This window comes from Mesorhizobium sp. C432A, from assembly GCF_030323145.1.
Lineage (GTDB): Bacteria > Pseudomonadota > Alphaproteobacteria > Rhizobiales > Rhizobiaceae > Mesorhizobium.
Genome location: NZ_CP100470.1, coordinates 1786757 through 1804800, shown reverse-complemented (window position 1 = coordinate 1804800; position 18044 = coordinate 1786757). Strand labels below are relative to the sequence as shown.

Sequence of the window (18044 nt, the reverse complement as noted above, 5' to 3'; positions counted from 1 at the left end):
AAAAGCGTCAGACAATCGCGACGGAGACCGGTCAGCCGGCCTCCGTTTGTTTGACTGCATCAGGCTGCGGGATCCTGATTTCCACCGTAAGCCCATCGATGCGAAAATCTCGGGCAATCGTGCCGCGCAATTCGCGCGTGACATTGAGGTCGATCAGCTTGGTGCCGAAGCCGGTCTTCGCCGGCGCTTCGAGTTCCTTCTGCCCGGCCTCGCGCCAGTTCAGAACCAGCATCCGCTCGGACCCGCGCCCCTCGAACGACCAGTCGACCTTGAGCGCACCCACGGAATTGCCGGCCTCGCCATATTTCAGCGCATTCGTCGCCAGTTCGTGAAAGGTCAGGCCAAGCGCCTGCGTCGTCCTCTCGTCGAGCAGCACCTGAGGCCCTGACAATATCCCTTCCGGAAGCTCCTTGCCGAACACCTGGCCGAGCTCGATGCGCAGCAGGTCGCCAAGATCGGCCTTCTGCCAGCGCGAACGCGTCAGCATATCCTGGGAAGCCGCCATTGCCTGCAGGCGGGCTGAGAAGGAAGTTGAGAACTCCTTCACGTCGGTTGCTTGCGCTGCCGTCTGGCGCGCAATCGCCAGCACCCGCGTGATCGAATTCTTGATCCGATGCTTCATCTCCTGCAGCATCAAATCCTTTTCGAGCAGGCTTTTTTCCGTCGTTTCATGCAGCAGCGACTTGGCGTCGTAGGCGCGCTCCTGGTAGCGCGCCACCAACGCGATGGCCCCGGCCAGAAGCAGGCCGAACAGCCCGAGCATGACCGGAATGGCGCGCGAGGACGGTTGCGAAAATGCACTTGTCGGCCGAAACAGCACCGTCCACGGCCGACCGGCGACGATGATCTTGCGCGTCACCAACAGCCTGTCGCCAAAGCTCGCAACCGGCGGCGTTTCCGACTGGAACAGAAGATTGTCGGCGTCGGCCGTGCCGTCATAGACCGCGGTGTTGACCGGCAGCAAAGGCGTGCGGCTGAGCGCGGTCTGGAACAGGTCGCGGGCGCGGAAGGCCGCGTAGAGAAGGCCTGATGTCGATGATCTGGACGCATTGATACCATCCGGCGCGGTTTCGACATTGAGCCTGACGAAGACCAGGAAACCGGTAAAGGTCTGCGCCGCGCCAGTGTCCTGGCCGAGCTGGACCAGACCGCTTGCGTGCTGTGCGTCATCGGCCATCGCTTTTTCGATCGCCTCGCGCCGCACCGGCTCGGTGAACATGTCGTAGCCGATGGTGGATTCGTTGGCAGGGTCGAGCGGCTCGAACAGCACGACGGGCGTGCGCCATGGCTGTGTCGTGTCCGGATAGACCGTGTGGGCGGCGCCGCGGTCGCGCAACATGTCGCGCTCGACCGCCGCTTCGTCACCGGTCTTGGCCAGCCTGAGATAGCCGATGCCGCGCAGGCCGGCGAAATTGTTATCGACATCGAGGGCGCTGAAGAAGGCCTTGAATTCGCTACCTGAAATCTCGCCATTGCGGGCGTCGAACAGCGCCTGCGTCGAGCGCAGCAGTGACAGATGCAGATCGATACGGCTTTCGATGCGGTTGAGCGCGTCGTCGGCCGTCGCCTCGAACTTGATGCGCGCCGCTTCCTGGGTCGCGAAATAGGCGAAGCCCGCCATCGTCAGGCTGATCAGTGCAACGGCAATGAAGGCAAGGATCGGGAAAAACTTCTTCAACGCAGGCCCATGGACGGTTCGGGACCTTTATGGGCAAGTCGCCGCGGCAAGACAATGGCGCGGCCAAGCCATAATGACAGCTGGCATATCATGCATATTTAGCCGGCTTATCGATCTCGAGCATCAGTGAACATGACAGCTGACGATAGCGTGGTCTCAGGCCGCGATCTTCAGCGCACCCGGACCGGGAATGGCGCCGGGCGGGCACTTTCCCAGGATGATCATGCCGAGCACTTCGTCCTGCGTCACATCGGTGGTGAGCGCGGTGCCGACGACCTGGCCGTTCTTCATTACGCAGACCCGGTCGGCAAGCTCGAACACGTCGTGAATGTCGTGGCTGATCAGGAAAATGCCGATGCCGTCGGCCTTGAGCTGCTTTACCAGTTCGCCGACCTGCGCCGTCTCCTGCGGCCCAAGCGCGGCCGTCGGTTCGTCCATGATCAGGATGCGGGCGTTGAACAGGATGGCGCGTGCGATCGCCACCGACTGGCGCTGGCCGCCCGATAGCTTGATCACGGGCTCCTTGAAGCGCTGGAAGCGCGGATTGAGCCGGCCCATCACCTTGCGCGCCTCGGCCTCCATGGCGACATCGTCGAGTGTCCCCCACGCGGTCATCAGTTCGCGGCCGAGGAAGAGGTTGGCGGCAGCGTCGACATTGTCGGCCAGCGCAAGCGTCTGGTAGATCGTTTCGATGCCGTATTTCTTGGCGTCGCGCGGATTGGAGATCGAGGCCTCCTGGCCGTTGACCAAGATCTGGCCGGCATCGCGCTTGTAGGCGCCCGACAGGATCTTGATCAGCGTCGACTTACCGGCGCCGTTGTGGCCAAGCAGCGCCACCACTTCGCCCGGGAAAAGATCGATGGACGCATCGTCGACGGCGCGAATGCCACCGAACGCGATCGAGATGTTGCGCATGTCGATCAGTGGCGTACCGGTGGGAGCAGTTTTTTCCATAGTCGTTCCTCCCTAGACGCGCTTGCGGTAGACGGTGTCGAGCCAGACGGCGATGACCAGGACAGCGCCAACGACAATGCTCTGCAGCGGCGAGTCGATGCCGAGCAGCACCATGCCGGATTGCAGCGACTGCATCAGTAGCGCGCCGAGCATGGCGCCCATCACCGTTCCGGCGCCGCCCGCGAGCGACGTGCCGCCGATGACAGCGGCCGCGATCACCAAAAGCTCGTCCAGTGTGCCCAGCGCATTGGTTGACGCATTGAGACGGGCCGACGAGATCGCCGCGCTGATTGCAGCCAGCACACCCATGATCATGAACACCTTCATGGTCACCCAGCGCGTGTTGATGCCGGCGAGTTCCGCAGCCTCCGGATTGCCCCCGATGGCGAAGACATAGCGGCCGAAACGCGTGCGCTTGGTGATGAACGTCATGATGATGCCGACAATCACCGCCATTAGCACCGGTATGGCGATGCCATGCGCGATGAACAGCCCGCCTTCGGGAACGGTGATGCCGTTCTGCTGTGCGTACTGGCGCACGATGCCGATCGGCCATGGATAGGAATTGGCGATCCACACGGCGCCGAGGATGGCCGCGCAAGTGACCACGCCAAGCAAGGTCTCGGCCCAGACGGGGCGCAGTGGAAAGCTGAAGCGCTTGCGCTGTGAGCGACCGTTGAGCAGCGCGAAGGCGACCGCCGCGCAGGCGACGATGCCGACGATCCAGCTGGCAGCGGCGCCAATCGAGCCGCGTGGTCCGCCGCCCATCAGCTGGAAGGTGGCGTCGAGTGGCGCGACCGTGCGCCCGCTGGTGATGAGCCATGCCATGCCACGCCAGACCAGCAGGCCACCAAGCGTCACGATGAAGGCCGGAACCTGCATATAGGCGATGATGAAGCCCTGGAACGCGCCGATCAGCAGACCAAGCACCACGCCGGCGGCAAGCGCGACGACCCAGAGCCAGGGGTTTCCAAGCTGGAAGCCGATGACGCGAATCAGGAATTCGGCCTGTGCCACGCCCATGATCATGCCGATCACGCCTTCGACGGAGCCCACCGAAAGGTCGATGTTGCGCATCACGATGACCAATACCATGCCGGTCGCCATGATCGCGACCGAGGACGTCTGCACCGACAGGTTCCAAAGATTGCGCGGCGTCAGGAAAAGCCCACCCGACAGGATATGTATGCCGACCCAGATGACCAGCAGCGCGCCGACCATGCCGAGCATGCGCGTGTCGAGCTCGGTCGCTTTCAGGAACCGGGCGACCGCGCCGAGTTCAGACGCTCGTGCCGTATCGGCCTGCGGATTTGAGGTCGTGTCGGTCATGATGTCCTCCAGCGGCTTGCCGTCTGGCGCGGATGCCGGACCACAGCCTAGAAGTTTGCCGCCGATGGCGGAAACACACAATTCTCGTAGAGAAAACGCCGCGGCTTGACAGCCGCGGCGCCTCATTTCTTCAAGTCGTCGAGATCAGTTGCAAGCCGCGACGCTGCCGGCGGCGACGCCCGTGCAGACTTCGTCCTTCTTGATCCAGCCGGCGTCGATGACGACGTTGAGGTTGTCCTTGGTGATCGCGACGGGGGTCAGGAACAGCGACTTGACGGTGTTGCCGCCAGGCGTGGTGAAGTCCTTGGCGCCGGCAATGTCGCCCGTCTTCTTGCCATCGGCAAGCTGCGAGGCGATCTCGGCGGCGTTCTTGCCGAGTTCGCGCGCGTCCTTCCACACCGACACCGTCTGCGTGCCGAGCGCGATGCGGTTCAGAGCGGCATGGTCGCCGTCCTGGCCGGAGACCGGAACCGTTCCGGCAAGGCCCTGCGCCGTCAGCGCGGCGACAACGCCGCCGGCGGTGCCGTCATTGGCCGCAACCACGGCATCGACCTTGTTGTCATTGGCGGTCAGGAACTGTTCCATGTTCTTCTGGGCATTGGCCGGCAGCCAGCCATCGGTATAGGCCTCGCCGACATTCTTGATCTTGCCCGAGTCGATGGCTTCCTTGAGCACTTCCATCGAGCCCGAGAACAGGAAATCGGCATTCGGATCCGAGCCCGAGCCCTTGATGAAGACATAGTTGCCTTCGGGCTTCGCCTTGAACACTTCGCGGGCCTGCATGCGGCCGACTTCCTTGTTATCGAAGGTCAGGTAGAAGACGTCCTTGTTCTCGATCAGGCGGTCATAGCCGACGACCGGAATGCCTTCGTCCAGCGCCTTCTGCACCGCCGGGCCGATGGCCGAGGCGTCCTGCGCCAGGATGATCAGCGAGTTGGCGCCCTGCGAGATCAGGCTTTCGACGTCGGTCAGCTGCTTGCCGGGATTGGACTGCGCGTCGGCCGAAATGTACTTGTCGCCGGCAGCCTCGATCGCCGTTTTCATCGCCGCCTCGTCGGTCTTCCAGCGCTCTTCCTGGAAGTTCGACCACGACACGCCGATGACCTTGTCCTTCGCCTGCGCGACCGACATCAGCGCCAGCGACATGGCGACACCCGCCAGCATGGCGGCTGCAAATCTGTTCATCATAATCCTCCCTGCGCCGCGTGCGGCGCGACAAAACTGGCCCGAGGGCCGGCACACAGAGGCCCTATTTTTCGAGCCTCGAAAAAATACTGGTTCAATGATAAGGCGCTGTCAACATCGATTCTGATGGATTCTGATGGCCTTGCCGAATTTTTTCGAGGTCCGCAATAAACAATGACAGGGCTGCCGGCGTCTGCCAATATTTGGCTGGTGCCGTCGAACGCCTTCACTATCATGAGGCGCGAGGAGGCCGGGAGGAAACAAATGTCGGTTGGAATCCGCCACGACGATCTGCGCCGTCGCAACCGTGCCATGGTGATTTCGGCCGTGCGCCGGGCCGGCCAGCCGTCGCGGACCGAGATTGCGGCGACCACCGGCCTCAGCCACTCGACCATATCGGCAATCTCGTCTGATCTGATTCAAGAAGGCGTCCTGATTGAAGGCAAACCTGGCGAGACAGGCGCACTGAAACGCGGCCGGCCGCAGGTCGGCCTTGGCCTCAACCCGGAAGCGGCGGCGGTGATGACCGTCGTGCTGTCGCTCAATTTCCTGTCCGTCACCGTCATCGACTATGCCGGCCACGTCGTCGCCGAGGAACAGCGCCGGCTGGACACGCTGACCAAGCCGCGCGACGAGCTGATTGGCGAATGCGTAGCAATCGTCCGGCGGCGGCTTGAGGATCCCGACCTCGATGTCCAGAGCATCGCCCGCATTGCCATGGGCATCCAGGGCATCACCGATTCGCAGGCGCGCGCCATGCTGTGGTCGCCAATCACGCCACTGACCGACATTGCCTTCGCCGACATGTTGGAAGTGGAATTCGGCATTCCGGCCACCATGGAGAACGACTGCAATATGATGGCGGTGGCGCTGCAATGGCGCCAGCCCGAGCGCTACCGCGACAACTTTATCGCCATCCTCTTGTCGCACGGCATCGGCATGGGACTGGTGCTGAAAGGCGAACTGTTCACCGGCACCCATTCCTCGGGCGGCGAGTTCGGCCACATGATCCACCGTCCGGGCGGCGCGCTCTGCCGCTGCGGGCGGCGCGGCTGCGTCGAGGCCTATGCCGGAAACTACGCCATCTGGCGCAGCGCCAAAATGATGGGCGAGGATGCCGAGCCGGTCGATATCGGCGACGCTGATATGCGCGCACTCGCCGCGCGCGCCCGCGAAACCGATGGCCCGGAGCGCGAAGCCTATCGCAGGGCCGGTGAGGCGCTCGGCTTCGGCCTCGGCAGCCTGTTTGCTCTGATCGATCCGGCACCCGTCGCCATGGTCGGCGTCAGCGCCGCCGCCTTCGACCTGATCGAACCGGCATTGCGCGAAGCGATCGCCCAGACCGCCGGCGGCCAGCACTCGAAATCGATCTCCTTCGACACCGAGCCCAACGAGCTGCCGCTGATCCGCGAAGGCTGCGCCATGCGCGCGCTCGGCTTCGTCGACCAGGAGATTTTCGCGCCGGGCATTCAGGCGAAATCCGGCAAGCATGTCGCCTGAATGGCCGGCAACGGCGCGACGCGCAGCATCCTAGTCTTCCCTGATAGCGTAGCCGGCGCCGCGAATGGTACGGATGACATCCGGCATGCGGCCGTTGTTGACGGCCTTGCGCAGCCGCCCGACATGCACGTCGACGGTTCGCTCGTCTATATAGATCGTCTCGCCCCAGACATTGTCGAGCAGTTGGCTGCGCGAGAACACGCGGCCGGGATGGCGCATCATGAATTCGAGCAGCCGGAACTCGGTCGGTCCGAGCCTGATCTCGCTCTTCTTGCGGTAGACACGGTGCGACTCGCGGTCGAGCACGATGTCGCCGACCTTGAGCACGCTGGACAGCACTTCCGGCTTGGCCCGGCGCAGCAGCGCCTTCACGCGCGCCATGAACTCCGGCGTCGAGAATGGCTTGACCAGATAGTCGTCGGCACCGGTGGACAGGCCGCGCACGCGATCGCTTTCCTCACCGCGCGCGGTCAGCATGATGATCGGCAGCCGCTCGGTTTCGGGCCGCACTCTAAGCCGCCGGCAGAGCTCGATGCCGGAAACAGCGGGCACCATCCAGTCGAGCACCAGGAGATCGGGCACGTTTTCCTGCAGGCGGATCTCGGCCTCGTCGCCGCGTGTCACCACCTCGACGTGATAGCCTTCGGATTCGAGGTTGTAGCGGAGGAGCACGCCTAGCGGCTCCTCGTCCTCCACGACCATGATGCGTGGCGCGATCATAGGCAGTTCACCCTCATCAGGCCGGCGTGGCCATCGCCGTCTCGTCCTGCTTCGGACGATTGGCGGGCAATTGCTGGCCGGTCAGCACATAATACGCATTTTCGGCGATGTTGGTGACATGATCGCCGATGCGCTCAAGATTCTTGGCGCAGAACAAGAGATGCGTGCAGGCGGTGATGTTGCGAGGGTCTTCCATCATGTAGGTCAAGAGCTCACGAAACACGGACGTGTATTTGACGTCGATGCGTTCGTCGTCATTTCTGAGTTTTGCAAGAGCTGCCGCATCGGTGGCGGCATATTCCTCGACGACGCCTTGCACCTGGATCAGCACCAGCTGCGCCATGGCATCGATGGAGTGCGAGAGGTCGCGCGGCGTGACGCTCAAGCCCACGGTGCCGACGCGTTTGGCGATGTTCTTGGCGAGATCGCCGATGCGCTCGAGGTCGCCGGCCATGCGGATCGAGCCGACCACGGCGCGCAGATCGTTGGCCATCGGCTGGCGCTTGGCGATCAGCGTGATGGCGCGGTCGTCCAGTTCGCGCTGGCGCGCATCCATGATGGCGTCGTCGGAAACGACACGCTGTGCCAGCGCATTGTCCGAATTGAGCAGCGCCCTGGTCGAGCCGCTGACCATCGAGCCTGCCAGATCGCCCATGTCGCGGATCAGCTTGCTGATCTGCCCGAGCTCTTCATCGAAGGAGGCGACGGTATGTTCACCCATGATCTTGGTCCTCGTGCCTGAAAATTCACCCGCCGGACGGCTCAGCCGAAGCGGCCGGTAATGTAGTCCTGGGTGCGCTTGTCGTCGGGGTTGGTGAACATCTTGTCGGTGGCGCCCTCCTCGACGAGATAGCCGAGATGGAACATCGCTGTACGCTGCGACACGCGCGCCGCCTGCTGCATCGAGTGGGTGACGATGACGATCGTGTAGTTCTGGCGCAGTTCGTCGATCAGCTCCTCGACACGGGCGGTGGCGATCGGATCGAGCGCCGAGCAGGGCTCGTCCATCAGGATCACCTCCGGCGACACGGCGATGGCGCGCGCGATGCACAGGCGCTGCTGCTGGCCGCCGGACAGGCCGGTGCCGGGCTCCTGCAGGCGGTCCTTGACCTCGTTCCAGATCGCAGCCTTCTTCAGGCTCTGCTCGACGATCTGGTCCATGTCGGACTTGCGCTTGGCCAGCCCATGGATGCGCGGGCCGTAGGCGACGTTCTCGTAGATCGACTTCGGGAACGGGTTGGGTTTCTGGAACACCATGCCGACGCGGGCGCGCAGTTCGACGACATCGATGTTCTTGTCGTAGATGTCGTCTTCATCGAGCGTGATCTTGCCGGTCACCCGCGCCGAATCGATGGTGTCGTTCATGCGGTTGAGGCAGCGCAGGAAGGTCGACTTGCCGCAGCCGGACGGGCCGATCAGCGCCGTCACCTGGTTCTGGCGGACGTCGAGATTGACGTCGAACAACGCCTGCTTCTCGCCGTAGAAGACGCCGACCTTGTCGCCGCGCATCTTGATGACTTCGTTCGACTTGGCGTTCATTTTGTCGCCCACTGCATTCTCAAGGGACTGTTCGGTCATGATGTTCATACCAAATTGCCTTTTTTCTACCAGCGCCGCTCGAACCGGCGCCGAAGCACGATCGCGGTGATGTTCATGGCCATGAGGAAGACGAGCAGGATGATGATGGCGCCGGACATGCGCTCGACAAAAGCGCGCTCAGCCTCGTTTGCCCACATGTAGATCTGCACCGGCAGCGCGGTCGCCGGATCGAAAGGCGTCGTCGGATAATCGGCGACGAAAGCGACCATGCCGATCAAGAGCAGCGGTGCTGTCTCGCCGAGCGCACGCGCCAGGCCGATGATGGTGCCGGTAAGGATGCCTGGGGCGGCAAGCGGCAGGATGTGGTGGAACACCATCTGCATCTTGGAGGCGCCGAGCCCGAGCGCTGCCGAGCGGATCGACGGCGGCACCGCGGCAAGGGCGGCGCGCGTCGCGATGATGATGGTCGGCAGCGTCATCAAGGTCAGCACCAGGCCGCCGACGAAGGAAGCCGAGCGCGGCATGCCGAGGAAGTTGATGAACACGGCAAGGCCAAGCAGACCGAAGACGATCGACGGCACCGCCGCGAGATTGTTGATGTTGACTTCGATCAGGTCCGTAAAGCGGTTCTTCTTGGCGAACTCCTCGAGATAGATCGAGGCGGCGACGCCGATCGGCAGCGCCAGCAAAAGCACGATCACCATCATGTAGAACGAACCGATGATGGCCACGCCCATGCCCGACGTCTCGGGCCGGCTGGAGGCGCCATAGCTGAACAGGCCGGTGTTGAAATGCTCGGCCATCGCGCCTTCGGCTTTGAGCTTGTTCATCCAGTCGATCTGCTGGTCGGACACCTTGCGGCGCGCTTCATCGACGCCGAGGTCGATCTGGCCCTTGAAGGCCGAGTCGAGATTGGCGGCGGCCAGGATGTCGACGTCACGCGTCGTGCCGATCACCGACGGATCGGCGGAGACGATGTCGCGCAGCTGGACGCGGGCGCCTTCCGACAGGAAGCCCTTGAGCTTCAGCATCATCGGCTTGTTGGCCGGATCGATGCCGAGCTTGGCCACCAGCGCGTTTTCGGCGAGCTTGGGATAGTTCGCCTTGATCAGCACGGTAGGGTCGGTCGCGCGCTTGCCGGAGGGATCGATCACCTTCTCGTCGAAGGTGACCGGCAGCGTCACCGTCGTCTGCCAGAAGGCGGTGTAGCCTTTCGAGACGATGGTGATCAACATGATGGCCAGGAACGCCAGGCCCACCGAGATCGCAATCACGCCATAGATGCGGAACCGGCGTTCGGCGGCGTAGCGCGCCTTCAGCCCGATGTCGCGGCGCGGTCGCGCGACGGCGCCCGCCATCGTGTCCAGGGGGATGTCGGTCATTCGTACTGCTCCCGGTACTTGCGCACGATGTAGAGGGCGACGATGTTCATCACCAGCGTCAGCGCGAACAGCGTCAGGCCGAGCGCGAAGGCGACCAGCGTCTGCGGCGAGTTGAACTCGAGGTCGCCGGTCAGCTGGTTGACGATCTTGACGGTGATGGTCGTCATCGCCTCGAACGGATTGGCCGTCAGATTGGCGGCGACGCCCGCCGCCAGCACGACGATCATCGTCTCGCCGATGGCGCGCGACGCCGTCAACAGGATGGCGCCGACGATGCCGGGCAGTGCCGCCGGCAGGATCACCCGCTTGATCGTCTCGGAGCGGGTGGCGCCGAGGCCGAGCGAGCCGTCACGCATTGCGCGCGGCACCGCGGTGATGATGTCGTCGGACAAAGAGGACACGACCGGGATCAGCATGACGCCCATCACCAGACCGGCGGTGAAGATGCTCTGGCCCTGGATGAAGGGCGAGCCCCCGGTGAGTGCCGCCGACAGGTCGCGCAAGAACGGTCCGAGCGTGACAACGGCGAAGATGCCGTAGACGATGGTCGGAATGCCGGCCAGCAGTTCCAACGCCGGCTTGACCACCGAGCGCACACCGCGCGAGGCATATTCGGACATGTAGACCGCCGACATCAGCCCGACCGGCACTGCCACCAGAAGGGCGACGGCGGCGATGTAGAGCGTGCCGGCAAGAAGCGGGATCAGGCCGAACTGACCCTGGCTGCCGCCGGAACCGGCGGCGGCGAAACGCGGATCCCACACCGTGCCGAAGAAGAAGCTCATCGGCGACACGCTCTCGAAGAAGGTGATGGTCTGGAACAGCATCGACAGCACGATGCCGACCGTGGTCAGGATGGCGATGGTCGAGGCCGCAAGCAGCCCCCACAGCATCAGCTTCTCGACATTGTTGCGCGCCCTGGCGCGCGGCGCGATCTGCCTCAGCGCATAGAAGGCGCCGGCGACCGACAGCGCGAAGGTCAGCACGGCGCCGAACAGGCCGAGCCGGTCCTGGACCTGGTTCGCCTCGACCGCGATCGGGATCATATAGTCCTGTGTGTCGCTGGCCAGTGCCACGCCCTTGGCGGCGAGCAGCGGCTGCAATTCGGCGAAAGTAGCGGGAAGTGCGGTATCGCCATCGAGCCGGCGCAGGCCCTTGGCCAGGCTCTTCACCAGGCTGGCGTCGAGCGCTTCGCTGGCCACCTTTGTGTCGGCGGTGCGCTCGGGCAAAGCGGCATGGATGTGCCGGTCGAGATAGAAGGAAGAGCCGATATCCCAGACGGCGAGCAGCAGGACGGCAGGCAGGACCGCGAGCAGAAAGGCCCACCAGCCATGATAATGCGCGCGCGAATGCGGCTTGACCTTGCCGGTATCCTGCGCCGCTGCGCGCTGGCGGCCGATCACAAAAGCGACCACGCCTATGGCGATGACTATGGCGAGTACGAGCAAGGACGACATCACCCACCCCAGGGAAAATTCAGATCGCCGCCACCGTTGCGGCAAGCGGCGAAATCATGGCGCGGATTTGGTCCGCGCCCTGATCCGGTCGGTTGATTACATCGTCTTTCCGGCGGCGAAGGCGTCGCGCTGGCCCTGACGTTCGGCGTCGGGAGCGGAAACCAGGCCGTACTGGGCGAGCGGGCTTTCCGGGCCGATCATCTGGTCATCAAGGAAGAACTCGACATATTCCTTGAGGCCGGGAACGACGCCCAGATGCGCCTTCTTGACGTAGAAGAACAACGGCCGCGACACGGGGTACGTGCCATCGGCGATGGTCTGCGTCGAAGGCACGATGCCTTCCACGGTAGCGACCTTCAGCTTGTCGGCATTGTTCTCGTAGAAGGCGAGGCCGAACACGCCAACGCCGGTCTTGTTGGAGTCGATGCGGGCCAGCGTCTCGGTGTAGTCGCCATCGATGTCGACAGCCTTGCCGTCCTTGCGGATGGCGATGCAGGTCTTGCCGATTTCCTTGTCGTCGGCGATGCCGGCAGCCTTCAAAGCGGCCTTGTCGCAGCCGGCGTCGAGCAGCTTGGTCTCGAACACTTCACGGGTGCCGTGCTTCTCACCCGGGATATAGGCGGCGATATCCCAGTCGGGCAGCTTCGGATTGACCTGGTTCCACTTGGTGTTCGGGTTGTCGACCAGCTTGCCGTCGACCACTAGCTTGGCGGCGAGCGCCTTGTAGATGTCGGCGGGAACCAGCGCCCAGTCCGGACCCTTGATGCCGGTGGCAAAGACGATGCCGTCATAGCCGATGCGGACTTCCTGGACGTCCTTGACGCCGGCGTCGGCGCAGGACTTCAGCTCGTCCTTCTTGATCGGGCGCGAGGAGTTGGCGATATCGATCGTGTCTTCGCCGACGCCCTTGCAGAACTCCTTGATGCCGGCGCCGCTGCCGCCGGACTCGACCACCGGGGTCTTGAAGTTGGTGAAGGTTTCGCCGAACTGCTCGGCGACGATCTTGGCGTAAGGCAGCACGGTCGACGAACCGGCGACCTGGATCTGGTCACGCGCAGCGGCGACACCGGACGATGCGGCGAACGCTACCGCCACGGCCGATGCCGTAACGAGGAATTTCTTCATGTGGCCTGCTCCTGTTCGGAAGATGGTCTCTTGGCGCCCTCTTCAAACCGGCGCCCGCTGAGGCCAATAGCCTTCGATTATTACAGTCGCATGACAGTTTCGTGTCAGCCCGGTAACGTCGCACAGACGTCTTGTGGGCCGCACCCTTTAAGCCGGTTTGTGGGAATGGAAGTTGCCGCTGGAATCAGACGCTTGCGCAATTCGTGCTGGCATCAAGTCCCGGCACACCGCAGGCCGCGATGCCGAGAAAGAAAAACCGGACGGGAGCGCGTTGCCCGTGACCAGAGCGAATCTTGGCCGAGCCATCGCCAAAAACAGGTCCGTTGGGGTAGATTCGACGCTGTTTCTTGTCGGCGGTCGCTTGCTCCCGCCCGTAACTGAATGAGCGGTTTCGTTGCGACCATTGTCCTGACTGGGCGCCAGCTTTGATATGGTGCGATCGCACCATATCCTTGGCTGTTGCGGCGCGGCCGAATCCCGGCGGCGCCGCAGGTTGCTATCCAGCGTCTCGTTGGGCTTCGCCTGATATGCCGACCCAGCGCTCGACCTTTTCGAGCAGCGCCCTGGGGCTGATCGGCTTGGGCAGATAGTCGTCCATGCCGGCTTCCAGGCAGCGCTCACGGTCGCCCTTCAAGGCATGCGCGGTGACGCCGACGATCGGGATATGCATACCCGTATGTTCTTCCAGCCGGCGAATTGCGGCGGTGGCCTCGAGCCCGTTCATCTCCGGCATCGAGACGTCCATCAGGATCATGCGCGGATTAAGCCGGCCGAAGGCGTCGAGCGCCTTGCGGCCGTTGCCGACGATTTCGAAACTGTAGCCGGTTTCGCCGATTATCTGGGTGAACACCATCTGGTTCACCTCATTGTCCTCGGCAACGAGAATGTCGAGCCGGCGTTCATCCCCGGCGGCCCGGGCGCGGGCACGAACCGGCGGCGGTTGCAGCAAGGCGCGTTCCGATGCAGCGAGCGGCGGCTTTGCCGGCGACGGTTCGTTCCTGCCGCCGCCGGAACCGCTGCTTGCCGCCGGCAGCACACGGCCGTCCGTGATATTGTGATGGTGCCGCTGGATGGTGGCGACCAGCGTTTCCAGAAGCACCGAGGAACGCGCCGGCTTGATCAGCTGGGCGTCGATGCCGAGATCGCGATAGCTGGTGTTGGCGAGCGACTGGTCGACCGAGGTCAGCATGATGATCGGCGTGTCGGCCAGCCCTGCGGTGTTGCGCACGACGCGCGCCATTTCGGCGCCGCTCATCCCCGGCATCTGATAATCGAGCACGACGCAGTCGACCGGCACGCCGTAGGCAGCCGCGGCGACCAGCACCTTGAGCCCTTCGGGTCCGCTTTCGGCGGCGCAGGAATCGAAGGTCCATGACGCCATCTGCTCGCTCAGGATCGATCGGTTGACGGCATTGTCGTCGACGATCAGCACCCGTGAGCCGGTCACGTCGACCGGCATGATCCGCCGTCCGGTCTGTTCCTCGGCCCTGGGCAATGTCACGGTGAACCAGAAGGTCGAGCCCTTGCCTTCGGCGCTCTCGACACCGATCTCGCCGCCCATCAACTCGACCAGCCGCGAGGTGATGGCGAGCCCGAGCCCTGTGCCTTCGTGGCGTCTGGTCGACGAGGTGTCGGCCTGACTGAATTTTTCGAAGACGAGCTTTAATTTCTGCTGCGGAATGCCGATGCCGGTGTCGGTGACCGAAACGGTAAGCTTTGTCCCCGTCGGCCCCCTTTGTCCGGTCACGTCGACCAGCACGTGGCCTTCGTCGGTAAACTTCACCGCGTTGCCGACCAGATTGGTGACGATCTGCCTGACGCGACCGACATCGCCGACGAACAGGCTTTCCAGGCCCGGCTCGACGCGCACGATGAGCTCGAGGTCCTTCTCCTTGGCGCGCGTCGATATCAGCGTCGCCACATCCTCGATCGCTTCGGGCAGGTTGAAGGGCGCAGGGTCGAGCACCAGCTGTCCGGCATCGATCTTGGAGAAGTCCAGTATGTCGTTGATGATGGTCAAGAGCGCGTTACCCGACTTGACGATGATATCGGTGAACGTCTTCTGCTTGGGATCGAGGTCGGATTTGGCCAGCAACTCGGCCATGCCGAGTACGCCGTTCATCGGCGTGCGGATCTCGTGGCTCATATTGGCCAGGAATTCCGACTTGGCGCGGTCGGCCAGCACGGCGCGCTGGCGCGCCTCGCGCAGTTCGGCCTCGCGCAGCTTCAGTTCGGTGATGTCGGTGGTCGACCCAATCAGATAGAGCGAACCGTCGGACGCGATCATCGCGCCCTTGCGGGCGAACTGGTGGCGCACGCTGCCGTCGGCAAGCGTCACCGTTTCCTCGATCTCCTGTGTATCGCCTGTGCGCAGCACGGCGAGATCACTGTTGACGAAGGCTTCGCCGTCTTCGCCGAAAATCTCGATGTCCGTCTTGCCGATCGCGTCTTCCCTGCGGAGGCCGGTGAGGTCGCACCAGCCCTTGTTGACGTAGAACTGCCTGAGGTCGGAGCGCTTGGCGTAGATCGACACCGGCACGTTGTCGATGAGATTGCGGAACACCTCGTTCTCGCGCATGCTCTCTTCCAGCGCCTGCTCGCGCGCCTTGACGTCGGTGATGTCGGTGCTGGAGCCGACAAGGTGCACCGACCCATCGAGCGCCACCAGCCGGCTCTTGCGCGTCATCAATTGCCGCACCGTGCCGTCGCGATGGGTAACGGGCTCCTCGATCTCGCGGCCGCGGCCGGTGACGACGACCTCGGTGTCGTCATGGGTGTAGGTTTCGGCGTCGTCGATGCCGAAAAGCTGGAGATCGGTCCGGCCGATGACTTCCTCCTTGGGGATGCCGGTCAGCGCGCACCAGGCCTTGTTGACGAATTCCATGCTCAGATCCTGCGCCTTGATGAAGGCGGCGACCGGCAGTTCGTCCATGACGTGGCGGAACAGGTCGATCTGGCGCATGCTTTCCTGCAGCGCCTTTTCGCGGCTCTTGATCTCCGAGATGTCGACGCGCACGCCGATGAAGGTGCCGTCCTCGGTGCGCATATCGTAGACCTGATACCAGCGGCCGTCCGCATTGAGGCGCTCATAGGACGAGTTGGGCAGGCGATAGCGGGCGAGGATGGCATTGAGCCAGACATCGGGGTCGCCTTCATAGAGCCTATCGATTTCTCGATCGCCGCTCGATCGGAAATAGCCGACCGAATGTCCGAGTTCCAGGGCCTCGCGGAAGCTGCGGCCGGGCTGCCATGCCGGTTTCAGCTCCGGCAGCGTGTCCTGCAGCTTGCGGTTTGCAAAGACGAACTTGTCGTCGCGGTCATAGATGATGACGGCCGCCGGCAGCGACTCCAGCACCGTGGTGAGGTTCTTGCGGGCGTCCTCGGCTTCGGTCTCGCGGCGCTTCATGTCGGAGATGTCGAACAGGAAACCGGCGACATAGTTGCGGCCGCTGGGCATGCCGACGCGGTTCTTGCGCACGATGCGCGAGCGGCTGGCGCCCTCGGCGTCGAAAGTCTCCTCGACCTCGTAGGGCGTGCCGGTCGCCAGCACGGCGCGTTCGCTGTCTTCGAATTGCGCGGCGTCCTTTTGCTTGAGGAAGTCGCCGCCGGGCCTGCCCAGCATCGCTTGCGGGCTCTGTCCGAACAGTGCCGAAAACGCCTCATTGACGAAGACGAAACGCAGATTGTCGTCCTTGACGAAGATCGGGTCCTTGACGCCGTTGATCACCGCCTCGGCCAGCCGCGATTTCTCCAGCGCTTGGGCGAGTTCAGCCTCGCGATCCTTCATGTTGGTGACGTCGACATAGGAGATCAGCCTTTTGCCGCCGGCGAGCGGCGCCAGCGAGGCAATCAGCGTACGGCCGTCATTGCGTGGCAGTTGCCTGGAGCCAACCAGGCCGGCCGAGATTTCTGCTTCGCGCTCGGCGATGTGGCCCTGCCATTCGGCATCGTCAGCACCGTAAGGGTCCATATCGCGGCTGGCCTGCATCAGTTCGCGGAAGCCGCAGCCGATGCCGGCGCGTCGGGGATCGATTTCCCAGAAATCATAGAAGGCGCGGTTGATCACCTCCGCGCGCATCTCCGCATCGAGGACGAGCACGCCGATCGGCATCTGGTCGACCATCGTGCGAAGATTGGCGAAGGTCTCCGTAATTTTGGCGTTGGCACTCTCGATCTCGGCGTCGCGACGCTTGAGCTCGGAGACGTCGTAGTAGGTCAACAGCCGCTTGCCGCCGGACAACGCCGTCACGGAGAACATCATCGTCCTGCCATTGGCATGGAGAAATTCGCGTGGCGCAACCGAGCCGGCGCTGATCTCCTCGATGCGGGTGGCTAGGTAGTGCTGCCACTGCTGTTCATCGAGATCGCCGTAGATGCCGTTGCGGCGGTTGAGTTCCATCAACAGGCTGAACGGCGCGCCGACCGTGACGGCGCCGTCGGGAATCCTGGAGAGCTCGCGATAGGCCTTGTTGACGATGAGCGTGTCGAACTTCGCGTCAAGCACCACGACGCCCATATGCATGGCATCCATTGTCCGCTCGAGATCGGCGAGGTGCTGCGTAGCCTCGCCGGCCGGCGGATCGCTCTCGTCCTGCCGCAGTTCGTCCAGCGCACCGGCCAGTGCCGTGACGTTGCGGCCGATGCCGCGATAGCCGATGAATTCGCCTTCGCCGTCGAACCGCGGGGAACCGGTGATCGAAACCCAGCGGCAGCCGGGACGGCCGCCCTTCAACTCATAAACAAAGTCGCGAAACGGCCGATGCGCCTGCAGATCCTCCAGATGCGCGGCGGCGTGTCGATTGCCGTGCACCATCTGCTTGAGGAAATCGAAGCGGAAACGGCCAAGAATGCTGGCGGGATCGATGCCGGTGGCGGCCTGGTAGTTCTCCGAAAGCCAGGAAAAGCGCAGCTCGGCGTCGGTCTCCCAGACCCAGTCGGCGCCGGCCCCGACCAGTTCGCGCAGCGCTTCGGGCGAACCCCCGACGGACGTATCCTCGCCGTTCACCACCCCTTTTCGGGAACCGCGTCCGCCGCGTGTTCCAACAGTCCCGTCAGCCATCCCGTTCCCACCCCGAAAGCCAAGGCCGAACCCCCTCAGCGGTTCGCCGGCGGAATGTGCCCGAGAAGCATTAATGATCCGCTAACCATAACCAATCCAGACTGCGGCCAGAGCCA

At 63.5% G+C, this 18044-nt stretch carries 12 protein-coding genes; 1 reads left to right on the top strand and 11 read right to left on the bottom strand.

Annotated features, from left to right (window positions below; all coding sequences use genetic code 11):
• Positions 1–31 precede the first annotated feature (31 nt).
• The 4 genes from NLY33_RS08690 to xylF all read right to left on the bottom strand — a co-directional run bounded on the left by NLY33_RS08690 (position 32) and on the right by xylF (position 5146).
• Positions 32–1678: a CHASE domain-containing protein gene (locus NLY33_RS08690; protein WP_023706296.1), complete on the bottom strand. Its 1647-nt coding sequence runs from the start codon at positions 1676–1678 to the stop codon at positions 32–34.
• A gap of 156 nt (positions 1679–1834) precedes the next feature.
• Positions 1835–2632 carry an ATP-binding cassette domain-containing protein gene (locus NLY33_RS08685; RefSeq protein ID WP_023683966.1) on the bottom strand — a complete coding sequence of 266 codons (798 nt, stop codon included), beginning with the start codon at positions 2630–2632 and terminating at the stop codon, positions 1835–1837.
• 12 nt (positions 2633–2644) lie between these two features.
• The gene (locus tag NLY33_RS08680; protein WP_023683967.1) at positions 2645–3961 is read right to left on the bottom strand and encodes a sugar ABC transporter permease; all 1317 of its coding nucleotides are present in this window, start codon (positions 3959–3961) and stop codon (positions 2645–2647) included.
• A 144-nt stretch (positions 3962–4105) separates the two neighbouring features.
• Positions 4106–5146 carry a D-xylose ABC transporter substrate-binding protein gene (gene xylF / locus NLY33_RS08675; RefSeq protein WP_023683968.1) on the bottom strand — a complete coding sequence of 347 codons (1041 nt, stop codon included), beginning with the start codon at positions 5144–5146 and terminating at the stop codon, positions 4106–4108.
• A 264-nt stretch (positions 5147–5410) separates the two neighbouring features.
• On the opposite strand from xylF, the gene NLY33_RS08670 reads away from it, so the two are divergent.
• Complete coding sequence (locus NLY33_RS08670) at positions 5411–6646, top strand: ROK family protein (RefSeq protein WP_023706295.1); 1236 nt, start codon at positions 5411–5413, stop codon at positions 6644–6646.
• A 30-nt stretch (positions 6647–6676) separates the two neighbouring features.
• Here the strand turns inward: NLY33_RS08670 and phoB are convergent, their stop codons facing one another.
• The 7 genes from phoB to NLY33_RS08635 form a co-directional block, all read right to left on the bottom strand.
• The gene (phoB, locus tag NLY33_RS08665) at positions 6677–7366 is read right to left on the bottom strand and encodes a phosphate regulon transcriptional regulator PhoB (protein ID WP_031193203.1); all 690 of its coding nucleotides are present in this window, start codon (positions 7364–7366) and stop codon (positions 6677–6679) included.
• Between the two features lie 16 nt (positions 7367–7382).
• Positions 7383–8087, bottom strand: a complete 705-nt coding sequence (gene phoU, locus NLY33_RS08660) for a phosphate signaling complex protein PhoU (protein ID WP_023670109.1) — start codon at positions 8085–8087, stop codon at positions 7383–7385.
• Between the two features lie 41 nt (positions 8088–8128).
• Positions 8129–8953: a phosphate ABC transporter ATP-binding protein PstB gene (pstB, locus tag NLY33_RS08655; protein ID WP_023670110.1), complete on the bottom strand. Its 825-nt coding sequence runs from the start codon at positions 8951–8953 to the stop codon at positions 8129–8131.
• Between the two features lie 17 nt (positions 8954–8970).
• Entirely contained in the window at positions 8971–10287 is a 1317-nt protein-coding gene (pstA, locus tag NLY33_RS08650) for a phosphate ABC transporter permease PstA (RefSeq protein ID WP_023706294.1), read from the bottom strand.
• Positions 10284–11744 (bottom strand): phosphate ABC transporter permease subunit PstC, encoded by a 1461-nt coding sequence (pstC, locus tag NLY33_RS08645; RefSeq protein WP_023706293.1) that lies wholly within the window; start codon positions 11742–11744, stop codon positions 10284–10286. The genes pstA and pstC overlap by 4 nt, the downstream gene beginning before the upstream one ends.
• A gap of 96 nt (positions 11745–11840) precedes the next feature.
• Positions 11841–12869, bottom strand: a complete 1029-nt coding sequence (locus NLY33_RS08640; RefSeq protein ID WP_023706292.1) for a substrate-binding domain-containing protein — start codon at positions 12867–12869, stop codon at positions 11841–11843.
• Between the two features lie 496 nt (positions 12870–13365).
• A complete protein-coding gene (locus NLY33_RS08635; protein ID WP_198020362.1) occupies positions 13366–17928 on the bottom strand; it encodes a PAS domain-containing hybrid sensor histidine kinase/response regulator in 4563 nt (1520 codons plus the stop codon).
• Positions 17929–18044 lie beyond the last annotated feature (116 nt).

What these genes read in the sequence shown, in the direction of transcription:
- NLY33_RS08685 (WP_023683966.1), bottom strand. Translation starts at nt 2,632, where the DNA reads ATGGAAAAAACTGCTCCCACCGGTACGCCACTGATCGACATGCGCAAC.
- NLY33_RS08680 (WP_023683967.1), bottom strand. Translation starts at nt 3,961, where the DNA reads ATGACCGACACGACCTCAAATCCGCAGGCCGATACGGCACGAGCGTCT.
- xylF (WP_023683968.1), bottom strand. Translation starts at nt 5,146, where the DNA reads ATGAACAGATTTGCAGCCGCCATGCTGGCGGGTGTCGCCATGTCGCTG.
- NLY33_RS08670 (WP_023706295.1), top strand. Translation starts at nt 5,411, where the DNA reads ATGTCGGTTGGAATCCGCCACGACGATCTGCGCCGTCGCAACCGTGCC.
- phoB (WP_031193203.1), bottom strand. Translation starts at nt 7,366, where the DNA reads ATGATCGCGCCACGCATCATGGTCGTGGAGGACGAGGAGCCGCTAGGC.
- phoU (WP_023670109.1), bottom strand. Translation starts at nt 8,087, where the DNA reads ATGGGTGAACATACCGTCGCCTCCTTCGATGAAGAGCTCGGGCAGATC.
- pstB (WP_023670110.1), bottom strand. Translation starts at nt 8,953, where the DNA reads ATGAACATCATGACCGAACAGTCCCTTGAGAATGCAGTGGGCGACAAA.
- pstA (WP_023706294.1), bottom strand. Translation starts at nt 10,287, where the DNA reads ATGACCGACATCCCCCTGGACACGATGGCGGGCGCCGTCGCGCGACCG.
- pstC (WP_023706293.1), bottom strand. Translation starts at nt 11,744, where the DNA reads ATGTCGTCCTTGCTCGTACTCGCCATAGTCATCGCCATAGGCGTGGTC.
- NLY33_RS08640 (WP_023706292.1), bottom strand. Translation starts at nt 12,869, where the DNA reads ATGAAGAAATTCCTCGTTACGGCATCGGCCGTGGCGGTAGCGTTCGCC.
- NLY33_RS08635 (WP_198020362.1), bottom strand. Translation starts at nt 17,928, where the DNA reads ATGGCTGACGGGACTGTTGGAACACGCGGCGGACGCGGTTCCCGAAAA.